Below are 25,792 nucleotides of genomic sequence, written 5' to 3' on the forward strand. Positions count from 1 at the left end.
TTATTTATGCTGGTAATCTTATAATAGAAACGGCATCTCCTATTGCTACTTTTTCAACTTCTTCCGGTATATATACCAATGCATTGGCCAAAGCAAATGTATGTAGCATAGCAGAGCTTTGTCCTTCTAGAATACTGACTTTATTTTGGTTAACTATCGCTTTTAAAAACTGTGCCCTATCTCCCTTTTTATGATATGTAGTAACTGCTATCGCAGTTGTACTTTCTTTAACTGCTGTGGTATTTCCAGATAATTTTGCCAAGGTTTGCTGTACATATACATAAAAACAACTCAGTGCAGCCGCAGGATTGCCTGGTAATGCATAAATAATCGTTTGCTTTTTTTTACCAAAGAATAAAGGTTTTCCGGGTTTTTGTTTTACTTTATAAAAAATTTCTTCTACTGCTAAAGCTTTCAAAGCACTCCCTACAAAATCATAATCTCCTACAGAAATTCCTCCTGTAATTAATACCAATTCATTTGTTGCTATAGCATCTTTTAAAACCTCTAAAGTTTTTTGATAATCATCTTCTACATTATAAATAGTGCTTTTTGTATACCCTAATGCATCCAACGCACTATTTAGCATCAAACTATTGCTTTCATATATTTTTCCATAAGGCAATGGTTCTCCAGCTGTAACCAATTCGTTTCCTGTAACTACTATTCCTATTTTAGGTTTTTCAAAAACTGGTACATGTGTTATTCCTAAAGAAACTAAAAAACCAATAGAGGCAGGTGTTAGTTTAGTTCCTTTTTTTAATGCTACAGCACCTTCTTGTACTTGCTCCCCTTTAGGTCTAATATTCATTTCTGGAGTTAGTATTGTCTCTACTATTAATTTATCTTCTTTTCTACTAACTCGTTCTTGCATTACTACAGCATTAGCTGTATCGGGTACTGCTGCTCCAGTAAAAATACGTATTGCTTCTCCTGCTTTTAATACAGGATGATGTGAGTCTCCTGCTTTTACTTCTCCTATAACCGTATATTCATTTTCATTGTGCATACAAACCGCGTATCCATCCATTGCAGATTGTCTAAAAGGAGGCATAGCTATAGGTGACATTATCGTACTTGCTAATGCACATCCGTTTGCTTTTATTATTTCTTTCTTAATCTCTTTGGTACTATATAAACTCTCATCTGTTATATAGCTTAAAGCTTTATTTACTGTAATCATAACTTTTTCGTTATTTCCACACAAACATACCGATATACATATCTTTAAAACATGATAAACGTCATATTTATCAATTTCTTACTGTATTACCTTGCCTCAAAATTGTTAATCACTACAAATCAACGCCTTAATATATCACTTTTATTCTTAAAAACACACTATTTAGAATGGTTATATATTAATTTTTTAACAATTTAATTGCAATATCCATAAAAATTAATGATATTTATCATATTATTTATCCCCCAACATCTGCACTTTTGTTATAAGAAATTAACGGAGTTTTTACAGTTTTACCGTAAATAAACTCCTCTATATATAACACATCAAATCTAGCTCAACAGATGCCTATAAAAAGTTATTTAGCACATCCTCATGAGGGGCAAAAAGAGGAACTCATCAATGCCTTAAAGGCTTTTGAAGATTGTGACATTATTCCTGCAAAAAATCAGGATCTCGTTATTGTTGTAACCGATACGCCTACTCAACAAGAAGATGACCTTATCAAAGAAAAAATAGAAGCTATAGATAGTCTACGATTATTAGCCATGGTTTCTGGATTTAATACACCTCAAAACGATTAGCATATGTATACCTCATTAAGTAACCGAAGAAGTTTTATAAAGAAAATGGCAACCTTATCTGCCATGACTGCTGCAGCTACCATGTTTCCAGGGATACTGTTTGCAGAAGAACAAGAAAAAAACATTCCTGATAACGGAGATATTGATTGGAAAAAAGGACCTTGTCGTTTTTGTGGTGTAGGTTGTGGTATCTTAGTAGGTGTACAAGATGGTAAAGCTGTTGCTGTAAAAGGTGATCCTAAATCTTCTGTAAACAAAGGTCTACTATGTGTTAAAGGGTATCACCAAATCATGTGTACCCAAGCTGCTGATCGTCTAGAATATGCATTAGTAAAGAAAAATGGTACTTATGTAAAAACGCCTATAAACGAAGCCCTAGATATCGTTGCTAACAAAATGAAATCTACTATAGAAAAACATGGTAAAGATAGTGTTGCGATGTATACTTCTGGGCAATCGACTATTCCTGAAGGTTATGTCGCTTCAAAATTCATGAAAGGTGCAATTGGTACTAATAACTTAGATTGTAATGCTCGTTTGTGTATGGCTAGTGCTGTAGCAGGATTCTTAACCACGTTTGGAGCAGATGAACCTATGGGATGTTATGAAGATATAGAGCATGCAGATTATTTTATTACTTGGGGTAATAATATGGCAGAGATGCATCCTGTATTATTCTCTAGAATGCTTGAACAAAAACACAGTAGAGGAGCAAAAATTATTGATTTTGCTACACGTACTTCACGTTCTAGTATGGGATCTACAAAGTCTATTTTATTTGAACCTCAAACAGATTTGGCTGTTGCAAATGCTATTTGTTATGAGATCATTAACAATGGATGGATGAATAAAAAGTTTGTCGAAGAGCATATTAATTTTAGTAAAGGTCTTACAAAAATGGGATATGGTCTTGAAGATAATTACAAATTCAAAGACAAGCCATCAAAGATTTCTTTTGAAGATTATAAAACATTTTTAAATGATTATACGCCTAAGAAAGTAGCTAAGTATTCTAAGGTATCTGTAAAAGATATTAAGTTTTTAGCGTCTATCTACGGAGATCCTAATATCAAAGTTATGTCGCTTTGGTGTATGGGAGTTAATCAACATACTAGAGGTACATGGATGAATAACCTCATCTATAATATGCACCTTTTAACAGGTAAAATTTCTCAACCTGGTAACAGTCCATTCTCTCTTACAGGACAACCCTCTGCTTGTGGTACTGCACGTGAAGTAGGTACATTTACTCACAAACTACCTAAGGGAGTGGTGATGAATGAAAAGCACCGTAAACTAGCTGCAAAAATATGGAAGGTACCTTATGAGCGTATTCCTTCTAAACCAACATATCACGCTACAGAAATGTTTAGAGCTGTTGACCGTGGTGATATCAAATTTATTTGGACTCAAGTTACAAACCCTCTTGTTTCTTTACCCAAAACGAGTCGTTATCGTCCTGGAATGGAAAAAGATTCTTGTTTTGTAGTGGTATCTGATGTATTCCCTACTCCAACATCTGATGTGGCAGATGTGATTTTACCTGCATCATGGCATATCGAAAAATCTGGATTATACGGTAACTCTGAGCGTCGTACACAACACTGGGATCAAATGGTAGAAGGTCCTGGAGATACAACTCCTGATGCATGGATGACTATCGAAGTAGCTAAGCGTATGGGATATGGAGATTTATTCCCGTATAGCAAAGAAAATCACGTTGAGGAAATTTATAATGAATATCGTCAATTTCATGAAGGAGCAAAACATGGTATGGCACCACTAGACGTATTAAAAGAGAAATCCGGTGTGATCTGGCCTTATGTAAACGGAAAGTCAACACAATGGCGATTTAATGCTCAATATGATCCTGCTTGTGACAATGGTAAAGATTTCCATTTTTATGGAAAACCTGATGGTAAAGCTATTATCTGGCAACGTCCTTTTGAACCTGCACCAGAAAAACCTGATAACGAATATCCTTTCTGGTTAAATACAGGTCGTGTTGTAGAACACTGGCATACGGGATCCATGACGCGAAGAATTCCTGTCTTGCATAAAGCTATGCCAAACGCTTATGTAGAATTTCATCCTGATGATGCTAAAGCACTAGGTGTAAGTAATGGTCAAAACGTAAAAGTAATTTCTCGTAGAGGTGAATGTACGTTACCTGCATCTATTAACGAACGTGGTTTACCAACCAAAGGTCAAGTCTTTGTACCATTCTTTGACGAAAACATGCTTATTAATGATGTCACTATAGACGCTTTTTGTCCAATTTCTAAAGAACCGGACTATAAGAAATGTGCTGTAAGAATCGAAAAAGCATAAGGTAAAACACTGATTATAAATCGGCTTTTATCTCTATAAAAGCCGATTGTTAACTAATAAAATATAAACACGTGAAAAGATTAGGTATTATATCACTATTTATACTCCTTTTTATAGGTTTTATATCCCTCTGGAATTACAGTTATCAAACAGGATTAGAGGACGCATATATACCTTTAAATCATACGAGTACCACACCACGTATTCCATCTGAACAAGGAGTTTTTGAACGCTCTGAGTTTGCATTAGATTATACTAAGATGCCTATAGATGAAACGCATCAACGCTCTCTAGCTACGTATTATGATAATCGTGCTTTTCCTGGGGCTCCACCTAGTATTCCTCATCCTGTAAAGGATGATCGCAATATGGGAGAAAAAGCTTGTTTGCAATGTCATCAAAATGGTGGTTTTGTAGTTAAGTTTAATGCTAATGCACCTGTAACTCCTCATCCAGAAATGGTAAACTGTAGGCAATGTCATGTTCCTCAACAAACTCAAGGTTTGTTTGTTGATAATAGTTTTGATAAGATCAAAGCTCCTAAAGCTGGAATTAATAATGCTTTATTGACGAGTCCTCCAGTAATTCCTCATCAAATTCAAATGAGAGAAAATTGCTTGTCTTGCCATGCTGGTCCTAGCGCACCAAAAGAAATTAGAGTTTCACATCCTGAACGTGTTAACTGTAGACAATGTCACGTACCTGCTACAACAGAAAATATTGCTTCGGGTTCATTTTTAAGACAGACAAATCATGATAAATAAATATAAATACATATTGTTATTAGGGTGTAGCTTAATTTTGATCAGTTTACTCTTTTCTTGTAAATCTCATCATGAAGATGAATACCATAATATCGTAGATAAAATTGAAGCAAAAAGTACCTTATATAACGGTACTTCTATATCCTCTGAAGCGTATATCGAACCTAATACTATCGAAATCACAGAAGGTGAACATACTTTTTTAATTCCTGAGCGTAAGAGTCAAATTACCTCTTATGCTTGTACAGAGTGTCACGCTAAACCCCTAGGCGAATTACAGGACAGTACAAAATATAAAAAAGCACATTGGAATATCAAATTAAAGCATGCAAATGCTCACACGATGAACTGTGTTACTTGTCATAATAGCGCTGATATGGATAATTTGAAAAGTTTAACTGGTGAAGCTATTGATTTTAATCGCAGTTATAATTTATGTAGTCAGTGTCATACACAACAGTTTAAAGACTGGAAAGGCGGTGCTCATGGAAAACGTATTGGAGGTTGGGCTCCACCTAGAGCTTCACTTACTTGTGTAAATTGCCATAACCCACATCAACCACAAATTAAATCTAAGTGGCCTGTGAGGTATAACACCCAAAAAGAAATTGAAAGAGATTAATTCCTATAAAAATTAGGAAACAACAATATAATTCTAAATGAGTATGAGTAGCAATAATAAAAAATGGTTTTCGCTCAACCTTTCTAATCGAAAAAAAGAGCAATCCTCTTCTTGTAGTTGTGGTAATACCTCTGGGCAATGTGCTTCTCAACAAACACCTGAGGTTATTGATAACGAACAAAATAAAGATGGATTTGAACAGGTTTTTGATGTAACGATGGATCGCCGTACGGCTTTTAAAAAACTGACAGCTAGCTTAATGATTGGTGCGGGAGCAGTTAGTACTTCTTGTAGTGTGATTTCTAGTGATGAATCAAAAGAAAAAGCACAAATTGACTGGGAAGAACAGTTTAAAGGTAATTACCGATTGATGACTGACGAAGAAAAGCAAGCTACAGTTGAACGCTTAGTTCGTTCTTATCAATTGCGTACTGGTAAAACGATTAATATGTCTTCTAAAAATGCAGAGGAAAATGTATTATTTGGTTATGCCTTTAATATTTCTAAATGTCAGGGATATATGGATTGCGTCAATGCCTGTGTTGAAGAAAATAACCAAGACCGTAATTCTCAAATGCAATACATACGTATTCATGAAATGAAAGAAGGTAATGGGTTTAATTTTGGAGAGGCAGATGATAATTACTATCACGAAGTTCCTGCTGAAGGACATTTTTATATGGGTACACAATGTTTTCATTGTGATAATCCTCCTTGTACCAAAGTTTGCCCTGTAAAAGCTACATGGAAAGAAGATGATGGTCTTGTAGTGATTGATTATGACTGGTGTATAGGTTGTCGTTACTGTATGGCTGCATGTCCTTATGACGGTCGTAGATTTAATTGGTCTCAACCTGAAGTACCTGAAGAAGAGATCAACAAAAACCAACATTACTTAGGTAATCGTATGCGCAAAAAAGGGGTTATGGAAAAATGTACATTCTGTGTACAACGCTCAAGAGCAGGTAAGAATCCAGCTTGTGTAGAAGCTTGCCCTACAGGTGCTCGTATTTTTGGTAATCTATTAGATCCAGATAGTACTATAAGATGGGTTCTAGAGAACAAAAAAGTATTTAGACTCAAAGAGGATTTGGGTACTGAACCAAAGTTCTGGTATTTTATGGATTAATGCGTGAAGGATTGCAACAGCATCCTTTTTATAGCTATCATTATCTACTACTCATTTAGATGTCTATTACGTTCTAGCTATAAAAAGATACCGTGTAAAGCCTGACCCGAAGGGACACGCCCTATAAAGATTTTTATCTAAATAAAGAATATGTTCGGTTCTAATAAGATTACCGTGCATTATAAATCATATACTCATGAAGAGATTATTCGTTTTTATAAATTTAATTAAAGATAGCTTAGATACTATTACTCGAGGGTCTAAGGGATATCATCTATGGATGGGGTTCTTGACTTTTGTTATGCTAGTCGGGATGTATTGTTATGGTATACAACTAGATCAAGGACTTAGTGCTACAGGGATGAATGATAGTGTAAGTTGGGGATTGTATATTTCTAATTTTACGTTTTTGGTAGGAGTTGCTGCTGCAGCTGTAATTCTAGTAATGCCTACTTATGTTTTAAAAGATATTGATTTTAAACGCGCCGTTTTAATTGGTGAAGGTTTAGCTGTTGCTGCCTTGGTTATGTGTCTTGCTTTTGTAATAGCCGATATGGGAGGGCCTTCTGTATTATGGCACATGATTCCTGTTATTGGGGTTTTTAACTTTCCTGATTCTATGTTAACTTGGGATGTTATTGCTCTTAATGGTTATTTGTTTATCAATATTAGTATTCCTTTTTACATTTTATTTCGCCATTATCAAGGAAAAGAAGCTAAATCTAGCGTGTATATTCCTGGAGCTTTATTGTCTGTTTTTTGGGCTGTAGGAATTCATTTAGTTACTGCATTTTTATATCAAGGTTTACAGTCGCGTCCATTCTGGAACAACGCTTTATTAGGTCCTCGCTTCTTAGCTTCTGCTTTTGCAGCTGGACCAGCACTTATCATCTTAGTTTTGGCAGTAATTCGTGCTTATACTCCATTCTCAATCGAAGATAAAACAATCAAAAAGATCAGTTTGGTAGTTACTGTTGCTGCTCAAATTAATCTTATCATGTTAGTGTCTGAATTGTTTAAAGAGTTTTATGCTCCTACACATCATAGTGAAAGTGCTTATTATTTATTCTTTGGTTTAGGTGAGAAGAAGGCATTACTTCCATGGATTTGGACTGCCATTTCTATGAATGTTATCGCTACATTATTACTTACATTTCATAAGCTTAGAAATAATTTTAGAGTACTGTTCTTTGCCTGTACTATTCTATTTCTTGCCATCTGGATCGAAAAAGGTTTTGGATTAATCGTACCTGGTTTTATTCCTGGTTCTTATGGTAAAATTTCAGAATATACTCCTTCTGGTATTGAAATCGGAGTTACTCTAGGTATTTGGGCTTTGGGCGCTTTTATCTTTACCATTCTATCAAAAACAGCTATACAAATCGAAATCGGGGCTTTACGTTATAAAAAACAAAAGTAGATTTTCTAACCCAAGCTTGGACTTTGGCGTTAGAGGTTCAAGCTTCATAATCGTATATTTATGGACATACTTCCAACTCATAAAATTGGAGATATTGTAGCTTTAAATTATAAAACAGCTGCTATATTCTCTTCTTATAATATTGATTTTTGTTGCAAAGGTCAACGTACATTATTTGATGCTTGTACTACTCAAAACGTCCCTATAGAAGAATTAATTTTTCGTCTAAAAAGTGTTGTAAATTCCACTTCTTATGATGAACAAGAAGAACCTTATAAAGATTGGTCTCCTGTAGTTTTAATAGATCATATTCTTAACGAGCATCACTCTTATGTAGAAGAAACAATCCCTGTATTATTACAGTATCTCAATAAATTATGTAAGGTACATGGAGAGCGTCATCCTGAGTTATTTCAAATTAATAATTTGTTTATTCAGGCTGCAAATGAACTAATGCAACATATGCAAAAAGAGGAAATGATTTTATTTCCTTTTGTTAGGGCTATGCATCAAGCTATAACAGAACAAACAGAGATTCCGTTACCTCATTTTGGTACAGTAGAAAATCCTATTAGAATGATGCAACATGAACATGATAATGAAGGGGAACGTTTTAGAAAAATTGCAGCTTTATCAAATCAATTTACACCTCCAGTAGATGCTTGTACCACCTATCGTGTTACTTATGCAATGCTAAGTGAGTTTGAAAAGGATTTGCATAAGCATATTCATCTAGAGAATAATATTCTTTTTCCTAAAGCTATTGATCAAGAACATTCATTGAATTTGGTTTATTAAATAAACTAACCAATTCTATTGATGTTTTATCATATATTGATTCGCTTTCCATAGTTATACTATGGTTCATTTTTTCCCATAAAAGCTTCTGATAAAAATCGGAAGCTTTTTATATATGATTATTTATTCTATTGCTCTTCTTTTAATAAGTCTATTAATGCTGGTTTTAGGTTTTCAAATGTATAATTAAACCCTCTTTCTTGTATTTTTTCACTACATACACGCTGACTTGAGAATAGCAGTATATGCATTTTTCCTAAAAGTAATCGCATTGTATTTTTAGGAATATTAGGTAGCCACAACTGTTTTTTATAGTATTCTGCTATAAGTTGTGTCATTTTTTTATTTGATACTGGATTGGGTGCTACTGCATTATATACGCCTTCAAGTTCTTCGTGTAATACATACATAAACATTTTTGCTAAATCTTTAATATGTATCCAACTTTGCCATTGTTTTCCTGTTCCAAAAATAGCCCCTAATCCATATTTTATTGGTTTTACAATGGTAGGTAATACTCCTCCGTTAGGAGATAATACTAAACCAATACGTAGTATGGCTACTTCTATTCCTATAGTTTTAAACTCAAATGCACTTTGTTCCCATTGTTGAACAACTTCGCTTAAAAAATCATCTCCATAAATCGTATCTTTTTCTTCGCAATAATTCTGAAAAGAATCTTTATAAATACCTACAGCACTTGCAGAAATCAGCTGTCTTACTTGGTGTTTTGTTTCTTTAAGTCCTTTATAAAGTGTTGCTAAAGCTTGTACTCTACTTTCTAGTATTTCTTGTCTATAGCTTCTTGTCCATCGCTTAGCGATAGTTGCTCCTGCTAAATTAATTATTACCTCAACATCTTTTAAAGCTTCTTTATCAATCTCTCCTTTTTGAGGATTCCAATAAAATCCTTTATAGTTAGATTCATTTTTAATCTTCTCTTTGCTTGTTGTTAAGTAATTAACAACTATATCCTCTTTATGACATAAGGATACAATCTCTCTTCCTATTAATCCTGTTCCTCCTGTGATTAAAACTTTCACCTAGTTCTTTATTGTTTTATGCTACAAAGGTAATTATCTATAATACAAATTCACAACCTCTTTATTATAGGTTTAACACTCCTTTATACTTTTTTAATATTCTAGGCTCTTATTTTTTTGTTGCTCTTAACATTTCTCTTTTCCCCGGAGGCCCTGGTAATCGTTCCACCTCAAAACCAACTTCTTGCATTGCTCTTCTCACACTTCCCTTAGCGGAGTAAGTCACTAATATTCCTTCTTGTTTTAATGCCTTGTACATAATTTCAAAAATAGCAACTGTCCAAAGCTCTGGTTGTACTCTTGCTCCAAAAGCATCAAAATAAATCAAATCGTATTCATTTTGATCTTGTATTTCTTCAAATAGTTGTTTTCGCTTGGTTAATGTAAATGTAGGTGTTATTGGTTTAGCTTCTTCCCATGGTATTTGATGTAATTCTTTAAATACTTCTTCTGCCTCTTCTTGCTTTAGTTCATCTGCATAATTCATTTTTAAAGCTTCTGCTACCGTTACAGGATAAGCTTCTATACCTACATATTGCATCTCTTTTTGCAATTTCTGATTTTCTAATGCTGTGATTAATGCATTTAAACCTGTACCAAAACCTATCTCTAAAATCTTTACTTTTTCTAAAGAATGTTTTTCTAATAACGGATAGAGCCCTGTTTCAATAAAGACATGCTTTGCTTCATTAATTGCACCGTGTTTTGAATGGTATTGTTCCTCCCATTCTGGTAAGTGAATTGTTGTTGATCCATCTCCTGTTGTTATTATTTCTCTCTTCATAGTGCTAATTTAAAAAAAGCATAACCATTCTAGAATAGTTATGCTTTTATATCTTATCTCTTTGTCAATGTTACTTGACTAATACTCCTTCTGCCATAAATGAATATGTACGCTTAGGTGCTGTAATAGCTGCAATTTCTTCTTCACTTTTTCCTGCATCTTTTGCAAAGTGTTTTTGTTCATCTACAGACATTTCAGAAACATAAGCTTTTCCTTGTACAACTACATTCTTATCTGCTATATCTTTAGGCACAAAAAAGCCGTAATCTTTAAACTTAACCATTACGTGCTTATCGTCTTCTAATGCAAGTTTCATCCAACATCCTTTTGCTTGACAAACACTATTTACAGTACTTTCAAATGCAATAGATAATGTATCTCCAGCTTTAAGTGTATTGTATTTTTCTGCAATGGCATTTTTATCCAAAAAAGATGTCGCTGTTATCGGTTCTCCAAAAGCATTTTTTATTTCTTTTGTTTCCTTTTTTATTACTACTTCTTCTTTTACCTCTTCTTTAACTTCTTTTGGGGTTTCCTTTTTAGTATTACAACTCAATAACGTCGCTATTGCTATGACGCATAATAAAGTTTTCTTCATGATTTGTTGTTTATTATTAGTTTGGTATTTTCTGGGGATCTACACGATAAACCTCATAACATTTTAACAGACTTTTATTACTTTTCTTAGTCTAATAAAAGGCTTATTATATAGAGGTATAAGCTAAAAAAACAATAGTCCTTTAATTTTCTCAAAATTAAGCATTTTTAAGATTTTTATTTTAATCTAATTCGGTATTTTTGCACTGCAATTCAAAAAAAGCTACTAATGATACTTCTTATAGATTAGCAATTATTTTGAATTGTTATGTTTCACCTATTAAATAACATATACGGATGAAGAAAACACTTCAGACTGCTATCAAAATCACAAAGGCGGAGAACTCAAAGATTGGACAGGTTGATTTTGAAAATATAAACTTCGGTAAATTATTTACTGATCACATGCTTATTTGTGATTATGAAGATGGAAAATGGAAAAACCCAGAGGTTGTTCCTTATGGACCTCTTACATTAGATCCTTCTACTCGGGTTTTTCACTATGGGCAAGCCGTCTTTGAAGGAATGAAAGCGTATAAAGATGATCAAGGTGAAATTTTCTTGTTTAGACCTGACGAAAACTTTCATCGTTTAAATAAATCTTCAGAGCGTTTGGCTATGCCTGCTTTACCTGAAGGATTTTTTATGGATGGGCTTCATGCTTTATTAGAGCTTGAAAAAGAATGGATTCAGCCAGGATTTGGAAATTCTCTATATATCCGCCCTTTTGTAATTGCTACAGAAACTGGTGTTCAAGCGTCTGAAGCTAACTCATATCGTTTTATGGTGATTTGTTCACCTGCTGCTGCTTATTACAGTGGAGATGTTAATGTATTAGTTGCAGAAAAGTTTAGTCGTTCGGCAAATGGTGGTACGGGATATGCTAAGGCTGCTGGAAATTATGCTGGTCAATTCTATCCTACTAATCTTGCTAAAAAAGATGGATACCAACAAATCATATGGACAGATGCTAGTACTCACGAATATATGGAAGAAGCTGGTACTATGAATGTTTTCTTTAGAGTTAATGATACTTTATTGACTGCTCCTGTAAGTGATCGTATCCTTGATGGTATTACTAGAAAAAGCTTAATTCAATTGGCAGAGCATTTAGGTATTGCTGTAGAGGTTAGACCTATCAAAGTAGCCGAGATTATAGCTGCTGCCAAAGATGGTAGTTTAAAAGAAGCTTTTGGAGCTGGTACAGCTGCTGTGGTAAGCCCTATTGGTGGATTAGGCCATCAAGGGGAGCATTATACTATCGATAAACAAGAAGATTCTTATGCTACTCGTCTTAAAAATGCCTTAATGGAAATTCAATATAATAAAAACGAAGATCCTTTTGGATGGCGTTATAAATTATAACAGCATATAAAAAAATCCCTAGCTAATTAGTTTACTAGGGATTTTTTATACCGTTACTCTTTTCTACTTTTAAAAGACAATTGTAGTGTATTTGTTATATCATGAAAGATTTCTATATCTGCACTCGAAAACAATAGCATTTCTGTGTAAAAAGGGTATTTAGCTTTCTCTCCTTCCCATAATAATTCATTTACTGCTTTTATCAATTGAATAGCTTCTGCATAAGCATCTTCTTCTTTTACAAAAAAAGCTTGATCTATTGTTGCTATATAATTTCGTTTATTAAGATCTGATCGTTTCTCTGGTTTATACTGATTTGAGTGCGCTATACGTATGAGTACTTCCATATCAAAAGCATTCATTCTACTATTACGCCCTCCTGGAAGCGGAAAAAAATGACTTCCTGCTTCTTGAGATAATAAGATCCAATTAAGGGCATATATAACTCTAGTATCGTATATTATGTTCTTTTGCAAAAACATAAACATCCCTACTTTTGATACACTAGGTAAAGCCTCATATTTAGGTTTTTCTGATTTGATAAACTCATAAATTCTGGGCATGGTTGTATGTGGTTTTGCTCCTTTAATTCCGCCCCACTCTTGTATAATCCACATAGATAAAGCTTCAAATTGTTTAAGATCTGTTTTGAAATACTCATTCAATTTTTCTTCTATCTTAAATTTTATAGCTACTTCTTTATCGTATAATGTTTGCTGATTTAATTCATAGAATTCTTCAATTGTAATTACTTTTAAACGTACTAGCCCTTCGATGTTTGCTGTCCATTTATATACTTTGGTAATATTAGCTTTGATTCCTTTTAAGTAAGCTGCTATTTTTTCTGGATTAAAAGTATAGCTCATTTTAATTTATTTTACACGTAAAATAAATATTTATTCTTTATTTTGCCTCATCTTTTAAGTAATTTATTTTTTGACATGAAAAAGTACTCTCGTAAAATTGTTGGGCGAAAATTAGGAAATATGCATTATATCCATCGATCGGCTATTTCTTATCTCAATGATGATCAAAAGAAAACTTTAAAAAAAGCAATAGACATTACTACTCTTGATGATTGGAATCTTGTTAAAATAGCTAAAGATTTAACTACTGTCTCGTTATTAAATTATGAAAATTTTGATAGTGTTTTATTCCCTTGTTTATTAGAAGCTACTATTGTAAATCTTAAAAACTCTTCTTTTAAATATATTGATTATCAATCAAGAAAAAATCCGCCTGTATTACATAGAAAAGAGTTAATGTTAGCCCCAGATGATCCTAGAGTTCCTGTTTTTGCAAAAACTACAACCTTTTGTGAAGATCGCAATCTGTTTGATCGTGCATCTTATATTGGTACTAAACTTAAATGGGAAGAACGTTTATTACAACATGGTTATATAATCAAAGATCAAACTATATTGCCTATTTAAATCGGGTATTATTCATTAGGTCTTAGTTTATCTAATAGTTTGTTAAGTTGTTTATATTCCTCTTGATTAAGTGTTGTAACAGTAGCTATTGTATTTTCTAGCTTAACTGTCATTTCTTCTACAAGTTTTACTCCTAGAGGAGTTATGTCTACATAAACAACTCTACGATCATCTTCACTCTGTTTACGTTTAACATATGCTTTGCTTAATAAAGATTTAACTAATCTTGTTGTATTAGGTGTCTTATCAATCATTCGCATTTTTACTTGATTCATCGTCAATTGTTCTCCATTCTTAGATGCTCCATTAAGAATTCTAAGAATATTAAATTGAGATACCGTGATATGATACTGTTGAAAAGTATCATCGTGTAATGTTTTAACCCAATTGGCCGTATACATTACATTGAGTAATCCTTTATATTTCTCTCCTTGAAAAGTAGTTTTTAATGCTTCTTCTAATTTTATTCCCATTATTGCTTTATTTATTGTTTTCGAAGAAAGTCCATCCTACTTGGTTACAATCATAAAAAGCAAACTCCTTAGTTCCCCAAGGAGTTTGAATAAGTGCCGCATTCCATTGCAAAACACCTTTTGTTTTATATAGTTCATAAATAGCTTCAATTTGAATCACCTGAACTCTAAATTGAGGCATTTTTATATCTTTAATTGTCTCAAAAACCTGAAAATGAACTTGTATTTCTTGTAGTGCTACTACAGCATAATTCATTTCTCCTGCTTCGTATTGTGTTGATTCAAAGACTTTTTTAAAGCCTAATTTCTCTTCATAAAATGTTATTGTTTTATAAATATCCTCAACAGGTAATACAGGATGTATTTGTAACAATCGGGTTTCCATCTTATTTTGTTCCGTATTTATCAAATAAATACATCAAACTTGTCATAGTAGCTGCTCCTAGCTCTAACTCTCTTTTATTAACTGCATCAAAAGTATCATTCTTTGCATGGTGATAATCAAAATAGCGTTGTGAGTCAGGTCGTAATCCTGCTAAAGTTATTCCTTCTTTTTTTAACGGTCCTATATCTGCTCCACTTCCACCTTTAGCAAAATAATGAATTAAATACGGTTCGAATAAAGGTTTCCAGCTTTCTACTTGCGTAAAGGTAGCATCATTACAATCAAAAGAAAATCCTCTAGGCGTAAATCCTCCTGCATCACTTTCTAAAGCAAAAACGTGATTTTCTCCTTTTTGCTTAGCTACTTTTGCATATTTTTTACCACCTCTTAAACCATTTTCTTCGTTCATAAACATTACTACGCGTATACTGCGTTTAGGCTTATATCCTATTTCTTTAAACAATCTTAATACTTCCATAGATTGTACTATTCCTGCTCCATCATCATGTGAACCATCACCTAAATCCCATGAGTCAAGATGTCCACCTACAACCATATATTCGTTAGGATATTCGCTCCCTTTAATTTCACCTATTACATTATAGGATTGTACATCTTTCCATGTTCTACAATTCATATTTAAGTGAAACTTAGCCTTTTTGTTCAATGCTAATAACGTACTTAATAACTCTGCTCCATTAGTACTAATTGCTGCTGCGGGAATTTTTTGAGTATCTTTTAAATCACCATAACTCATAGAACCCGTATGTGGGTAGTCATCTAATCTAAGATTCATTGATCTCACTATTACTCCTACTGCTCCATATTTACCAGCTTCGGCAGCTCCAGCATAACGTTGATCTACGCAACCTCCATATGCTTCAAAAGTTTGAATAAGATCTGCTTGCATAGGTCGATTATAAAAAACTACTTTCCCTGCTATCTTCTCTTTTCCTAAAGTTGCCAATTCTTCTAAACCTTTCACCTCAATAATTTCAGCTTTTAAGCCACCTATAGGTGTAGGTACAGATCCTCCCAAAGCACAGATAGGAAAACTAGTTGTCTTACCTGGCTCTGTTTCTATATAAGCGATTTCGGTAACTCCTCGAGTCCATTTAGGCACCATTACAGGTTGTAACCATACACGATCTAAGCCTAATGCTTTTAATTCTTTCTCTCCCCATTCTACAGCTTTTTGTGCATTAAGTGATCCTGATAATCGCCCTCCAATTTGATTAGATAAATAATCTAACCATTCGTATGATTTTCCGTTAACTAGTGCATTTTTATATATTTTTTCAAGAATTGCTTTATCTTCTTCTTGCTGAGCATTTCCTCCTATAGTTAAGAGTATACATAATGCTGTTAAAATCTTTTTCATTCGTTTTCTAAGGCTTTTTTATATAGTTCAATATTTGCTTTTATCTCTGGTGCTAATTCTGGTTCTTTAATGTCTTTGTATTCTTTTAAAGTATCATAAATAGTTTTTGCTACGATATACCTTGCTGTTGGTTTATCATCTGCTGGAATCACATACCAAGGTGCTTCTGGGGTTGATGTTTCATTTATTGCATCTTCATAATATTCTTGATATTTATCCCAAAACTTTCGTTCTTTTAAATCTCCTGGAGAAAATTTCCAATTCTTTTCTTCTTTCTCTAATCGTCTTAACAGTCTATTTTTTTGTTCGTCTTTTGATAAATGTAAGTAAAACTTATAAATCAATGTTCCATTTTGAGCTATATGCTTTTCAAAATTACGAATCTGTTCAAATCGTTGTTCCCAAAATGCATCATCTATATCTGCCACATTATTAACATTAGGCAGGTTTTCTCCCAAAATATATTCTGGATGTACTCTTGTTACTAATACATTCTCGTAATGTGTTCTATTAAATACTGAAAATTTACCTCGTTGTGGCAATGCTATATAGTGCCTCCATAAATAGTCATGTCCTAATTCTAATGATGTAGGAACTTTAAAACTGTGAACTACAATCCCTCTTGTATTAAAATCTTTAAAGACTTCTCTAATTAAACTATCTTTTCCTGCTGTATCAATTCCTTGTAAACAGATCAACACTCCATATTTACCATGTGCATAAAGTTTATCTTGAAATTTACCCAGTTTCTTTCTGACTTCTTTTAATTCATCTTCGATAGTTTCTTTATCAGCTTCTAAATCAATATGAGTAGGTAATACTTCTAATTTAATAGCACTATCTACCTTAAAATCTTCATGTTGGATTGTTTTCATATCATTGATATTAACTCATTCTTTGGTAAGATACTAATCCCCTAGCGATTCTAAAAATATGCTAATAAAATATTCTGCAACACTTTTTTAAAGATTAGTTAGGTTTTAACATTATCTCCGAACAAACTCTTAATATTATATTAACATTATATTTGCTTTTTTTTAACACAAATACCCCCCATGGTTAAACACACAATCGCTTTTATTCTATTATTACTTTATTCTTATAAATCTTATGCTCAAGGAGAAGCCAATAATTGGTATTTTGGAGATCATGCTGGAATTGCTTTTAATGGTAATAGTTTTTCTACTACTTTACCTAATAGTCAATTATATTCTCTTGAAGGATCTTCATCTATATCTGATAGTGATGGTAACTTACTCTTTTATTCCAATGGTGAAGTTGCTTGGAATCAAAATCACCAAGTAATGCAAAATGGAAATAACTTAAACGGACAATCTTTTACGACACAATCTGCTCTTATAGTTCCTTATCCAGAAAATGAAAATTTGTATTATTTATTTACTATTAGTTCTAGATTTCTCAATGCTCCCTTAAGTTATAACCTTATAGATATGAGATTAGATAATGGTTTAGGAGGAATTACCTCTACAAAAAATAGACTACTTGATTCTTTTCCTTCAGAAAAAATCGCTGCTATTCAACATGCCAATGGTAGGGACATCTGGATTATTACTCATGAGAGAGGATCTAATCGATATCGAAGCTATTTGATTACTCCTAGTGGATTAAATACTTCTCCTATATTTTCTAATGTAGGAAGTTTTTTCTCTGGAGTAGGAACTACTGATAGCATGGGATATATGAAAGCCTCTCCTAATGGAGAGAAAATAGCCGTTGCTTTATCTGATAAAGTAGAACTTTTGGATTTTGATAATGAAACCGGAATATTAAGTTCTCCTATAGAAATCTCTAATATAGATAACAATTCGATAGCTTATGGTATCGCTTTTTCTAGTAATTCTAATTATCTATATGCAACAGAAATCAATAGTACAGTTGGTACTTCTGTACTATATCAATTTGATATTAGTTCTAATAATGAATTAGTCATTATTAATTCTAGATCAGAAATAGATGCTTCTTCTTGTGCTACTCTTGTTAAAGCAGCATTACAATTAGCTCCTGATAGAAATATCTATGTTGCACAATCATTAAGAAGTCGAAATAGTCATGATCAATTAGGTGTTATAGAAAACTCCAATACTACAACTCCTAGTTATAATTGTAATGTAATTTCTTTTGCCACTGGTGGTTCTATAGAAGGGCTGCCTAATTTTTATTCCGATTTTTTTAGAGATACGTTTACTGTTGAAGGTTTTTGTTCTGACCATCCTACAAATTTCACGTTACTACCTGCTGGTCCTGTAGATTCTATAGTATGGGATTTTGCTGATGGTTCTACTTCTACCGAAGAAAATCCCATGCATACTTTTTCAAATGCAGGTACCTATCCTGTACAGATCACTATTACAGCTGGAAGTGCTATAGTTGAGCATACTATGGATGTTACTATTCATCAATCGCCATCTAATAATATCGCTACAGACTTTGTTATTCCCGAAATCCCTTTTGATGGCATTACCAACTTTGACCTTTCGTTAAAGAACACTGAAATATTAGGAAATCAATCTAATACTCTTTTTGATATTAGTTATCATTTAACCCAAAATGATGCTGAAAATAATATCAATCCTATATCTTCTCCTTATACTAATATTTCTAATCCTCAAACTATCTATAGTCGTATTCATAATAATTTAGTACCTCTATGCTATGATGTAAAAAGTTTTCAACTCGAAGTTGTTGAAGGTTCTAGAATAGGTGTGATTTCAGATTTTATTCAATGTAGTTCAAACAGTAATGGTTTAGATGTTTTTGATTTAAGAACAAAAGATATAGAAGCACTGAATGGACATAATTCTGCCGATCATCTAGTTACTTATTATGCTACCCATAATGATGCTATTAATGGCACTAATCCTCTTTCTTCTCCTTTTACAAATACTTCTAATCCGCAAACTATTTATACAAGATTAGAAATGATTGGTACACCCACTGTTTTTGATACTACTAGTTTTGATTTGATTACGTTCTTATCTCCTACTATTACCACACCTATTGATATTATAGTTTGTGATGACAATACCAATGATGGGATAGAATCTTTTGATTTTACAACTGCTATCAGAACTATTTTAAATGGACAAGATCCTAATGTTTTTTCGGTTTCGCTCTTTGCTTCGCAAAATGATTTAGATAACAATACTAACCCTTTACCTACTATTTATCAAAATACACAACCGCAACAACAAATATTTGCTAAAATTGAGAATACCTCCAATCCTAATTGTACAGCACAAACTTCTTTTATGATTGGCGTTAGTTATTCTCCTTTTTCTGTACATCCTCAAAATGTTATTGTTTGCAAAAATCCAGTGGTTAACAACACGGTAACTGTTGATCTTTCTGATTATGTTCTTGAAATTCTAGGTGCTCAAAATCCTGCTGATTTTACTGTCACCTATCACACTAATGAAAATGATGCTCATGCTGATCAAAATCCGCTTCCTGATACTTTTTCTACAACAAACAACAGGGAACAAATTATTTACCGTATTGAAAACAATTTAAATACTGAATGCTATATCAATGCGACATTAACGCTAATTGTTAATAATAGCCCAACTATAGGTACTCTTACAGATATTACACTTTGTGATAATAATAATAATAATGATGGTATCATTTCTTTTGATCTATCTTCAAAAAACACTGAAGTATTGGCTGGTCGAGATCCTTCTCTTTTTGAAGTTTTATATTATGCAACTCAAAATGATTTAGAAAATAATACTAACTCACTCTCTCTAAACTATCAAAATACCCAAGCTCAAGAGCAAATCTTTGTTAGAATACATCCTATTAATGAAATTAATTGCTTTAATCAATCTTCTTTTAATTTAACGGTTTCCCCTACTCCAATAATTGCTTCGACTCCTCTAGCATTAGATAATTGTGGAACTGCGGGAATAGCTACTTTTAATTTAACAGAAAATGATGATGACATATTAGGTAATCAGTCAACTACAGACGTAACCATTACCTACCATAATTCTAGTAATGATGCCATGAATAATATCAATGCTATCACTACTTCAGAGAATTATATTAGTCAGCAAGATGGAGAAGAGATTTTTATTCGTATAGAAAGTAATACTAATACGACATGTTTTACCACAGATAGTTTTATTTTAAATGTATTTGAAGCACCTACAGCAGGAACAGTAACTGATTTAGAATTATGTGGTACTGGAACAGTTAATTATGACTTAGGATTTAGTCTCTCTGAAATCATAGGAACACAAGATGCTGCTCTATTTGATGTAAGTTTCTATAATTCACAAGCTGATGCTGATAATAGATCAAATGAATTAGATTTGGATCAAGAAGCATCACAGGCTTCTACTACTATCTTTGCCAGAATAGAAAACATTGGAAATTCTTCTTGTTATCAAACTACTTCGTTTAACATCTTAACAAAAACACCTCCAATATTAACCTTAGCAGATACTTTTTTTATTTGTGCAGGAGAAACACTAACCGTTACAGCCGATAATGGATATGATAGTTACGAATGGTCTACAGGAGAAACCACAGAAAGTATTGACATCACTACTCCTGGAGAATTTAGTATTACTGTAACCGAAATGCATAACACTATATCCTGTGCTACCACTAAAACTTTTGTTGTTCAACATTCGACAACTCCACAAATTATAGACATAATTACAACTGACTTTATGGCCGACTCAAGAAATTCCATTGAAGTTGTTATTCAAGAAGATGAAGCCTACGAATATTCTCTTGACGGAATTACGTTTCAAGAAAGTAATATTTTTACTAATATTCCTCCTGGGAATTATACTATTTTTGTTAGAAATCAAGGGCAATGTCTCACTTTGTCTCAAGAAATTTCTATTTCAGGATATTCTTCATTTTTTACGCCTAACGGAGATGGGTTTAACGAATATTGGCAAATTCTTAATTCAAATAATGATTCTGAAAATACCGTATATATCTTTGATCGTTATGGAAGATTATTAACTCATTTTACTTCAAAAGATACGGGTTGGGATGGAACCTATAATGGTAGACAAATGCCTGCCACAGATTATTGGTTTAAAATGAAACATAAGAATGGAAAAACTGCAACAGGTCATTTTTCGCTAAAGCGATAAAAAATAATATCATTTAAACACACTCATAACACACTGAACATATCCCCATAAAAACCAACCACTTAAACATTAACTCAATAATTAAAAAAGATTAATTCTTTATTATAATAGCCATAATAAAGCAGATTACATCCTCAAGTGTGATCTGCTTTATTGCTTTAAAGAAAAACGCATCATATTTTGTCGGCTTGACCAATAATAAAATTAAACTTATAATGCTTAAACGCACACTAATTTTTCTCTTACTACTATCACACTACTTTAGCTTTGGACAGGGCGAAGCCAATATTTGGTATTTTGGAAGTAATGCAGGGCTTAATTTCAATGGAGGAACTGTACAAGTTCTTACAGATGGGGAAGTTGATACTTTAGAAGGAGTTTGTACTATTTCTGACAAAGATGGAAACTTACATTTATATTCTGATGGATCTACTGTATGGGATCGTAATCATAATATAATGTCTAATGGAACAGGTTTATTTGGAGATTCTTCTAGTACACAATCAAGTATCGTAATCCCTCATCCAAGGTTTAATGAACATATTCGTTATGAAATCTATTACCTTTTTACAGTAGATGCTTGGAGTGGAACTAATGGATTAAGATATAGTACTATAGACATGACTGCTAATGGAGGTTTAGGTAATGTTGCTATAAAAAACACCTTATTACATCAACAATCAACAGAAAAAGTCACAGCAGTACAACATACTAACACTAAAGATTTCTGGGTGTTAGCTCACGAAAGAGGAAATAATAATTTTACAGCATATTTGGTAAACGATAGTGGAGTTGACACAACACCTGTTATTTCTTCAATAGGAAGTACAACAGGTATAGGAACTAATAATAGTGCCGGAAGTACAGATAACAATAATGCTGTAGGTTATTTAAAAGTATCTCCAAATGGTACTAAAATTGGAAATACTATAGATGATGCTGTAGAAATTTATGATTTTAATGCTACTACAGGAGAACTAAGTAACTTAATTACTATACCTGAAGTTAATGGAAGTGGATATTATCCATACGGAATTGAATTCTCTCCTAATTCAAGATATCTATATATCTCAGAAATAAGGTCCGGAGGTAGCGGTTACCTATATAGGTATGATATTTCTTCAGGAAATGCGACTACAATAGAAGCATCAAGAATTGAATTAACTAGTATATCTTCTTGTGAAGATGATTTAAGTTTTGCAGCATTACAATTAGCACCTGATGGTAATATTTATGTAGCTCAAGGGCTAGAAAATTTATTTATGTATGAATACTTAGGAATAATTACAAACCCTAACACTTCAACACCAACATTTGATTGCCAAGGAGTTTTTTTAAATGGTGGAATCTCTCGTGCAGGACTACCCACTTTTGTACAATCTTTTTTTAGTAGTGCTTTAGAAGCTGAAGGTTTTTGTTCTGGAGAACCAACACAATTTACTATAAATCCTACAGGAACGATAGATAGTATATTATGGGATTTTGGAGATGGAAATACGTCCACAGAAATGAATCCATCTCATACGTATACTAATCCAGGCACCTATAATGTGATAGCAACAGTAACATTAGGAGGATCACCTATAGACGAAGAAATTGAGGTTACCATTAATCAAACTCCTATCCATAATACTGTAGCTACTTATGAAATCGAAGAGATTCCTTTTGATGGTATTGCTGATTTTGATTTAACTTCTAGAGATACTGAAATCCTAAACGGACAAGCTTCATCTGATTTTGAGGTATTCTATTTTTTAACTCAAGATGATGCTGATAATAATACCAATCCTATCTCATCTCCTTTTACTAATACGTCTAATCCTCAAACTATTTTTAGTCGTATTCATAATCTTAACGATACTACCTGTTTTCAAACTGGTTCTTTTCAAATAGAAGTAATAAGTAGCTCTTCTATAGGAACTGTTTCTGATTTTTCCATCTGTAACTTAACTCCTAATACTGCTACTTTTGATCTGGATTCTAAGAATGATGAAGCTCTTGATGGACAAAATCCTGCCGATTTTAATATCTCTTATCATTTATCTCAGGATGATGCTGATACTAATGTTAATCCTTTAACATCTCCTTATCCATATACTGATACTTCTATGCCGCTTCCTATCTTTGCACGATTAGAAGCTGTTAGTGATCCTACTCAGTTTGACACCACTAGCTTTAATCTTATTGTTTCTCAAGCGCCTACAGTTACCACACCTAACGATATTATAGTTTGTGATGACAATACCAATGATGGAGTGGAATCTTTCGATTTTACAACTACCATTAGTGATATTTTGAATGGACAAGATCCTAATGTTTTTTCTGTGACGCTCTTTGCTTCGCAAAATGACCTAGATAACAACGCTACCCCACTACCTACTGTATATCAAAATACGCAACCACAACAACAAATATTTGCTAAAATTGAGAATACTTCTAATCCTAACTGCGTTGAACAAACTTCGTTCATGATTGGTGTTAGTTACTCTCCTTTCTCGGTAAATCCTCAAGATGTTATTGTCTGTAAAGATCCAACTGTTAATAATACTGTAACTATCGATCTTTCTGATTATGTTCTTGAAATTCTAGGTGCTCAAAACCCTGCTGATTTCACTGTCACTTATCACGCTAATGAAAATGATGCTGATGCCGATCAAAATCCACTTCCGGATGCTTTTTCCACCACAAACACCAGAGAACAAATTGTTTACCGTATTGAAAATAATTTAAATACAGATTGCTATATCAATGCTACATTAACGCTAATTGTTAACAATAGTCCATCTATAGGTACTTTGACTGATGTTACTGTTTGTGATGATAATAATGATGGTACTGTTACTTTTGATCTATCTTCTAAAGATAGTGAAGCATTAGGTGGTCAAGATCCTACAGTTTATCAAGTTTTATATTTTGCTTCTCAAACCGATTTAGATAATAATGCTAACGCACTACCTTCTGATTACCAAAACACACAAGCTCAAGAGCAAATATTTGTAAGAATACACCCTATCAATGATGTTAATTGTTTTAATCAATCTTCTTTTAATTTAACAGTTTCTCCTACTCCAATAATAGCTTCGACTTCTTTGGCATTGGATAACTGTGGGACAATGGGAGTAGCTACTTTTAATTTAACTGAAAATGATGATGACATATTAGGTAATCAATCAACTATAGCAGTAACTATAACCTATCATACTTCAAGTGATGATGCTATTAATGATGCCAATGCTATCACTACGCCAGAAAACTATACGAGTCAACAAGACGGAGAAGAAATTTTTATTCGTATAGAAAGTAATACTAATACCGCATGTTTTGCTACTGATAGTTTTGTTTTAAATGTGTTTGAAATTCCCACAGCAGGAACAGTAACAGATTTAGAATTATGCGATACTAATGCAGATGTGATTAACTATGATTTAAGTTTTAGTTTTCCTGAAATTTTAGAAACACAAGATGCTGCTCTATTTGATATTAGTTTCTACAACTCACAAACAGATGCAGATGCAAGAACAAATGAATTAGATTTAAATCAAGAAACATCACAGACTTCTACTACTATCTTTGCCAGAATAGAAAACATTGGAAATTCTTCTTGTTATCAAACCACCTCGTTTAACATCTTAAAAAGAGCATCTCCAGTACTAACTATCGCAGATGAGGTGTTTATTTGCCCTGGAGAAACCTTAACCGTTACTGCCGATGCTGGATATGATAACTATGAATGGTCTACTGGCGAAACTACAGAAAGTATCGATATAACTACTCCAGGAGAGTACAGTGTAACAGTAACCTCGAATTACAATACGATGAATTGTACAACGACAAAAACTTTTATGGTAACAGCATCTGTTGTACCACAATCTATAGATGTAATTGTAGTTGACTTTAAACCTGCATCACAAAACACTATCAAAATTATAGCAGAAGGTAGTGGAGATTTTGAGTATTCTATAGATGGTTTTTCTTTTCAAGAAAGTAATGTATTTACCAATGTAAAACCCGGAGATTATACTGCTTTTGTTAGAGACAAAGGACAATGTATAATATTATCAAAAGAATTCTATGTCTTGGGTTATCCGCTATTCTTTACCCCTAACGGAGATGGATTTAATGAAGTGTGGCAAATCCTTAACCCAGATAGGGAGCCAGAAAATAAAATCTATATCTTTGATCGTTACGGAAAATTACTGACTAATTTCACGCAAGCTGATATTGGTTGGAATGGAACTTATAATGGAAAACAAATGCCTTCGACAGATTATTGGTTTAAAGTAGAACGTATCAACGGACAAACTATTAAAGGACATTTTACACTAAAACGATAAAAATAGATATCCCAATAAAAACGTCATTATA

General features: G+C 33.0%; 20 protein-coding genes. 11 read left to right on the forward strand and 9 right to left on the reverse strand.

Going from position 1 to position 25,792, the window contains the following annotated elements:
• Positions 1-4: 4 nt before the first annotated feature.
• A complete protein-coding gene (locus tag ACYEKI_RS13450; protein ID WP_459211717.1) occupies positions 5-1,183 on the reverse strand; it encodes a molybdopterin molybdotransferase MoeA in 1,179 nt (392 codons plus the stop codon).
• 344 nt (positions 1,184-1,527) lie between these two features.
• On the opposite strand from ACYEKI_RS13450, the gene ACYEKI_RS13455 reads away from it, so the two are divergent.
• The 7 genes from ACYEKI_RS13455 to ric all read left to right on the forward strand — a co-directional run bounded on the left by ACYEKI_RS13455 (position 1,528) and on the right by ric (position 8,831).
• Positions 1,528-1,767: a hypothetical protein gene (locus ACYEKI_RS13455; protein WP_459211718.1), complete on the forward strand. Its 240-nt coding sequence runs from the start codon at positions 1,528-1,530 to the stop codon at positions 1,765-1,767.
• 3 nt (positions 1,768-1,770) lie between these two features.
• Positions 1,771-4,098, forward strand: coding sequence for a molybdopterin-dependent oxidoreductase (locus tag ACYEKI_RS13460; protein WP_459211719.1), 2,328 nt, complete (start codon positions 1,771-1,773; stop codon positions 4,096-4,098).
• A gap of 71 nt (positions 4,099-4,169) precedes the next feature.
• Entirely contained in the window at positions 4,170-4,862 is a 693-nt protein-coding gene (locus tag ACYEKI_RS13465; protein WP_459211720.1) for a multiheme c-type cytochrome, read from the forward strand.
• Positions 4,852-5,484, forward strand: coding sequence for a cytochrome c3 family protein (locus tag ACYEKI_RS13470; protein ID WP_459211721.1), 633 nt, complete (start codon positions 4,852-4,854; stop codon positions 5,482-5,484). The genes ACYEKI_RS13465 and ACYEKI_RS13470 overlap by 11 nt, the downstream gene beginning before the upstream one ends.
• 43 nt (positions 5,485-5,527) lie before the next feature.
• Positions 5,528-6,613, forward strand: a complete 1,086-nt coding sequence (locus ACYEKI_RS13475) for a 4Fe-4S dicluster domain-containing protein (protein ID WP_459211722.1) — start codon at positions 5,528-5,530, stop codon at positions 6,611-6,613.
• Positions 6,614-6,809: 196 nt separating this feature from the next.
• Positions 6,810-8,033: a sulfate reduction electron transfer complex DsrMKJOP subunit DsrP gene (gene dsrP / locus ACYEKI_RS13480; protein WP_459211723.1), complete on the forward strand. Its 1,224-nt coding sequence runs from the start codon at positions 6,810-6,812 to the stop codon at positions 8,031-8,033.
• 60 nt (positions 8,034-8,093) lie between these two features.
• Positions 8,094-8,831, forward strand: coding sequence for an iron-sulfur cluster repair di-iron protein (ric, locus tag ACYEKI_RS13485; protein ID WP_459211724.1), 738 nt, complete (start codon positions 8,094-8,096; stop codon positions 8,829-8,831).
• 128 nt (positions 8,832-8,959) lie between these two features.
• Here ric and ACYEKI_RS13490 read toward each other — a convergent pair whose 3' ends face one another.
• From ACYEKI_RS13490 to ACYEKI_RS13500, 3 genes are all read right to left on the reverse strand, one after another.
• A complete protein-coding gene (locus ACYEKI_RS13490) occupies positions 8,960-9,874 on the reverse strand; it encodes a TIGR01777 family oxidoreductase (RefSeq protein ID WP_459211725.1) in 915 nt (304 codons plus the stop codon).
• A gap of 109 nt (positions 9,875-9,983) precedes the next feature.
• On the reverse strand, positions 9,984-10,658 hold the full coding sequence (mnmD, locus tag ACYEKI_RS13495; protein WP_459211726.1) for a tRNA (5-methylaminomethyl-2-thiouridine)(34)-methyltransferase MnmD: 675 nt from the start codon (positions 10,656-10,658) through the stop codon (positions 9,984-9,986).
• A gap of 70 nt (positions 10,659-10,728) precedes the next feature.
• A complete protein-coding gene (locus ACYEKI_RS13500) occupies positions 10,729-11,256 on the reverse strand; it encodes a DUF4920 domain-containing protein (protein ID WP_459211727.1) in 528 nt (175 codons plus the stop codon).
• 296 nt (positions 11,257-11,552) lie between these two features.
• Between ACYEKI_RS13500 and ACYEKI_RS13505 the strand changes: the two genes are divergently transcribed.
• Positions 11,553-12,620 carry a branched-chain amino acid aminotransferase gene (locus tag ACYEKI_RS13505; RefSeq protein WP_459211728.1) on the forward strand — a complete coding sequence of 356 codons (1,068 nt, stop codon included), beginning with the start codon at positions 11,553-11,555 and terminating at the stop codon, positions 12,618-12,620.
• A 53-nt stretch (positions 12,621-12,673) separates the two neighbouring features.
• Here ACYEKI_RS13505 and ACYEKI_RS13510 read toward each other — a convergent pair whose 3' ends face one another.
• On the reverse strand, positions 12,674-13,486 hold the full coding sequence (locus ACYEKI_RS13510; RefSeq protein ID WP_459211729.1) for a hypothetical protein: 813 nt from the start codon (positions 13,484-13,486) through the stop codon (positions 12,674-12,676).
• A 75-nt stretch (positions 13,487-13,561) separates the two neighbouring features.
• Between ACYEKI_RS13510 and ACYEKI_RS13515 the strand changes: the two genes are divergently transcribed.
• Positions 13,562-14,053, forward strand: coding sequence for a hypothetical protein (locus tag ACYEKI_RS13515; protein ID WP_459211730.1), 492 nt, complete (start codon positions 13,562-13,564; stop codon positions 14,051-14,053).
• Between the two features lie 8 nt (positions 14,054-14,061).
• Here ACYEKI_RS13515 and ACYEKI_RS13520 read toward each other — a convergent pair whose 3' ends face one another.
• Genes ACYEKI_RS13520 through ACYEKI_RS13535 form a run of 4 tightly spaced genes read right to left on the reverse strand, consistent with a single transcriptional unit; the run spans position 14,062 to position 17,167 of the window.
• A complete protein-coding gene (locus ACYEKI_RS13520) occupies positions 14,062-14,526 on the reverse strand; it encodes a MarR family winged helix-turn-helix transcriptional regulator (RefSeq protein ID WP_459211731.1) in 465 nt (154 codons plus the stop codon).
• A gap of 7 nt (positions 14,527-14,533) precedes the next feature.
• Positions 14,534-14,911 carry a VOC family protein gene (locus ACYEKI_RS13525; RefSeq protein ID WP_459211732.1) on the reverse strand — a complete coding sequence of 126 codons (378 nt, stop codon included), beginning with the start codon at positions 14,909-14,911 and terminating at the stop codon, positions 14,534-14,536.
• A 1-nt stretch (position 14,912) separates the two neighbouring features.
• A complete protein-coding gene (locus ACYEKI_RS13530) occupies positions 14,913-16,292 on the reverse strand; it encodes a M20/M25/M40 family metallo-hydrolase (RefSeq protein ID WP_459211733.1) in 1,380 nt (459 codons plus the stop codon).
• The gene (locus tag ACYEKI_RS13535) at positions 16,289-17,167 is read right to left on the reverse strand and encodes a PPK2 family polyphosphate kinase (RefSeq protein WP_459211734.1); all 879 of its coding nucleotides are present in this window, start codon (positions 17,165-17,167) and stop codon (positions 16,289-16,291) included. The genes ACYEKI_RS13530 and ACYEKI_RS13535 overlap by 4 nt, the downstream gene beginning before the upstream one ends.
• A 180-nt stretch (positions 17,168-17,347) precedes the next feature.
• Here ACYEKI_RS13535 and ACYEKI_RS13540 point away from each other — a divergent pair, with 180 nt between their 5' ends.
• Positions 17,348-21,427 (forward strand): T9SS type B sorting domain-containing protein, encoded by a 4,080-nt coding sequence (locus ACYEKI_RS13540; protein ID WP_459211735.1) that lies wholly within the window; start codon positions 17,348-17,350, stop codon positions 21,425-21,427.
• Positions 21,428-21,642: 215 nt separating this feature from the next.
• Positions 21,643-25,761 (forward strand): T9SS type B sorting domain-containing protein, encoded by a 4,119-nt coding sequence (locus tag ACYEKI_RS13545; RefSeq protein ID WP_459211736.1) that lies wholly within the window; start codon positions 21,643-21,645, stop codon positions 25,759-25,761.
• Positions 25,762-25,792: the final 31 nt, after the last annotated feature.

The sequence above is a fragment of the Aquimarina rhabdastrellae genome, from assembly GCA_947387485.1.
In the GTDB taxonomy this organism is placed as follows: domain Bacteria; phylum Bacteroidota; class Bacteroidia; order Flavobacteriales; family Flavobacteriaceae; genus Aquimarina.

Bases quoted from the DNA above. Each gene is read 5' to 3' on its own strand.
- ACYEKI_RS13450 (WP_459211717.1), bottom strand. From the start codon at position 1,183: ATGATTACAGTAAATAAAGCTTTAAGCTATATAACAGATGAGAGTTTA.
- ACYEKI_RS13455 (WP_459211718.1), top strand. From the start codon at position 1,528: ATGCCTATAAAAAGTTATTTAGCACATCCTCATGAGGGGCAAAAAGAG.
- ACYEKI_RS13460 (WP_459211719.1), top strand. From the start codon at position 1,771: ATGTATACCTCATTAAGTAACCGAAGAAGTTTTATAAAGAAAATGGCA.
- ACYEKI_RS13470 (WP_459211721.1), top strand. From the start codon at position 4,852: ATGATAAATAAATATAAATACATATTGTTATTAGGGTGTAGCTTAATT.
- ACYEKI_RS13475 (WP_459211722.1), top strand. From the start codon at position 5,528: ATGAGTAGCAATAATAAAAAATGGTTTTCGCTCAACCTTTCTAATCGA.
- dsrP (WP_459211723.1), top strand. From the start codon at position 6,810: ATGAAGAGATTATTCGTTTTTATAAATTTAATTAAAGATAGCTTAGAT.
- ric (WP_459211724.1), top strand. From the start codon at position 8,094: ATGGACATACTTCCAACTCATAAAATTGGAGATATTGTAGCTTTAAAT.
- mnmD (WP_459211726.1), bottom strand. From the start codon at position 10,658: ATGAAGAGAGAAATAATAACAACAGGAGATGGATCAACAACAATTCAC.
- ACYEKI_RS13500 (WP_459211727.1), bottom strand. From the start codon at position 11,256: ATGAAGAAAACTTTATTATGCGTCATAGCAATAGCGACGTTATTGAGT.
- ACYEKI_RS13505 (WP_459211728.1), top strand. From the start codon at position 11,553: ATGAAGAAAACACTTCAGACTGCTATCAAAATCACAAAGGCGGAGAAC.
- ACYEKI_RS13510 (WP_459211729.1), bottom strand. From the start codon at position 13,486: ATGAGCTATACTTTTAATCCAGAAAAAATAGCAGCTTACTTAAAAGGA.
- ACYEKI_RS13515 (WP_459211730.1), top strand. From the start codon at position 13,562: ATGAAAAAGTACTCTCGTAAAATTGTTGGGCGAAAATTAGGAAATATG.
- ACYEKI_RS13520 (WP_459211731.1), bottom strand. From the start codon at position 14,526: ATGGGAATAAAATTAGAAGAAGCATTAAAAACTACTTTTCAAGGAGAG.
- ACYEKI_RS13525 (WP_459211732.1), bottom strand. From the start codon at position 14,911: ATGGAAACCCGATTGTTACAAATACATCCTGTATTACCTGTTGAGGAT.
- ACYEKI_RS13530 (WP_459211733.1), bottom strand. From the start codon at position 16,292: ATGAAAAAGATTTTAACAGCATTATGTATACTCTTAACTATAGGAGGA.
- ACYEKI_RS13535 (WP_459211734.1), bottom strand. From the start codon at position 17,167: ATGAAAACAATCCAACATGAAGATTTTAAGGTAGATAGTGCTATTAAA.
- ACYEKI_RS13540 (WP_459211735.1), top strand. From the start codon at position 17,348: ATGGTTAAACACACAATCGCTTTTATTCTATTATTACTTTATTCTTAT.
- ACYEKI_RS13545 (WP_459211736.1), top strand. From the start codon at position 21,643: ATGCTTAAACGCACACTAATTTTTCTCTTACTACTATCACACTACTTT.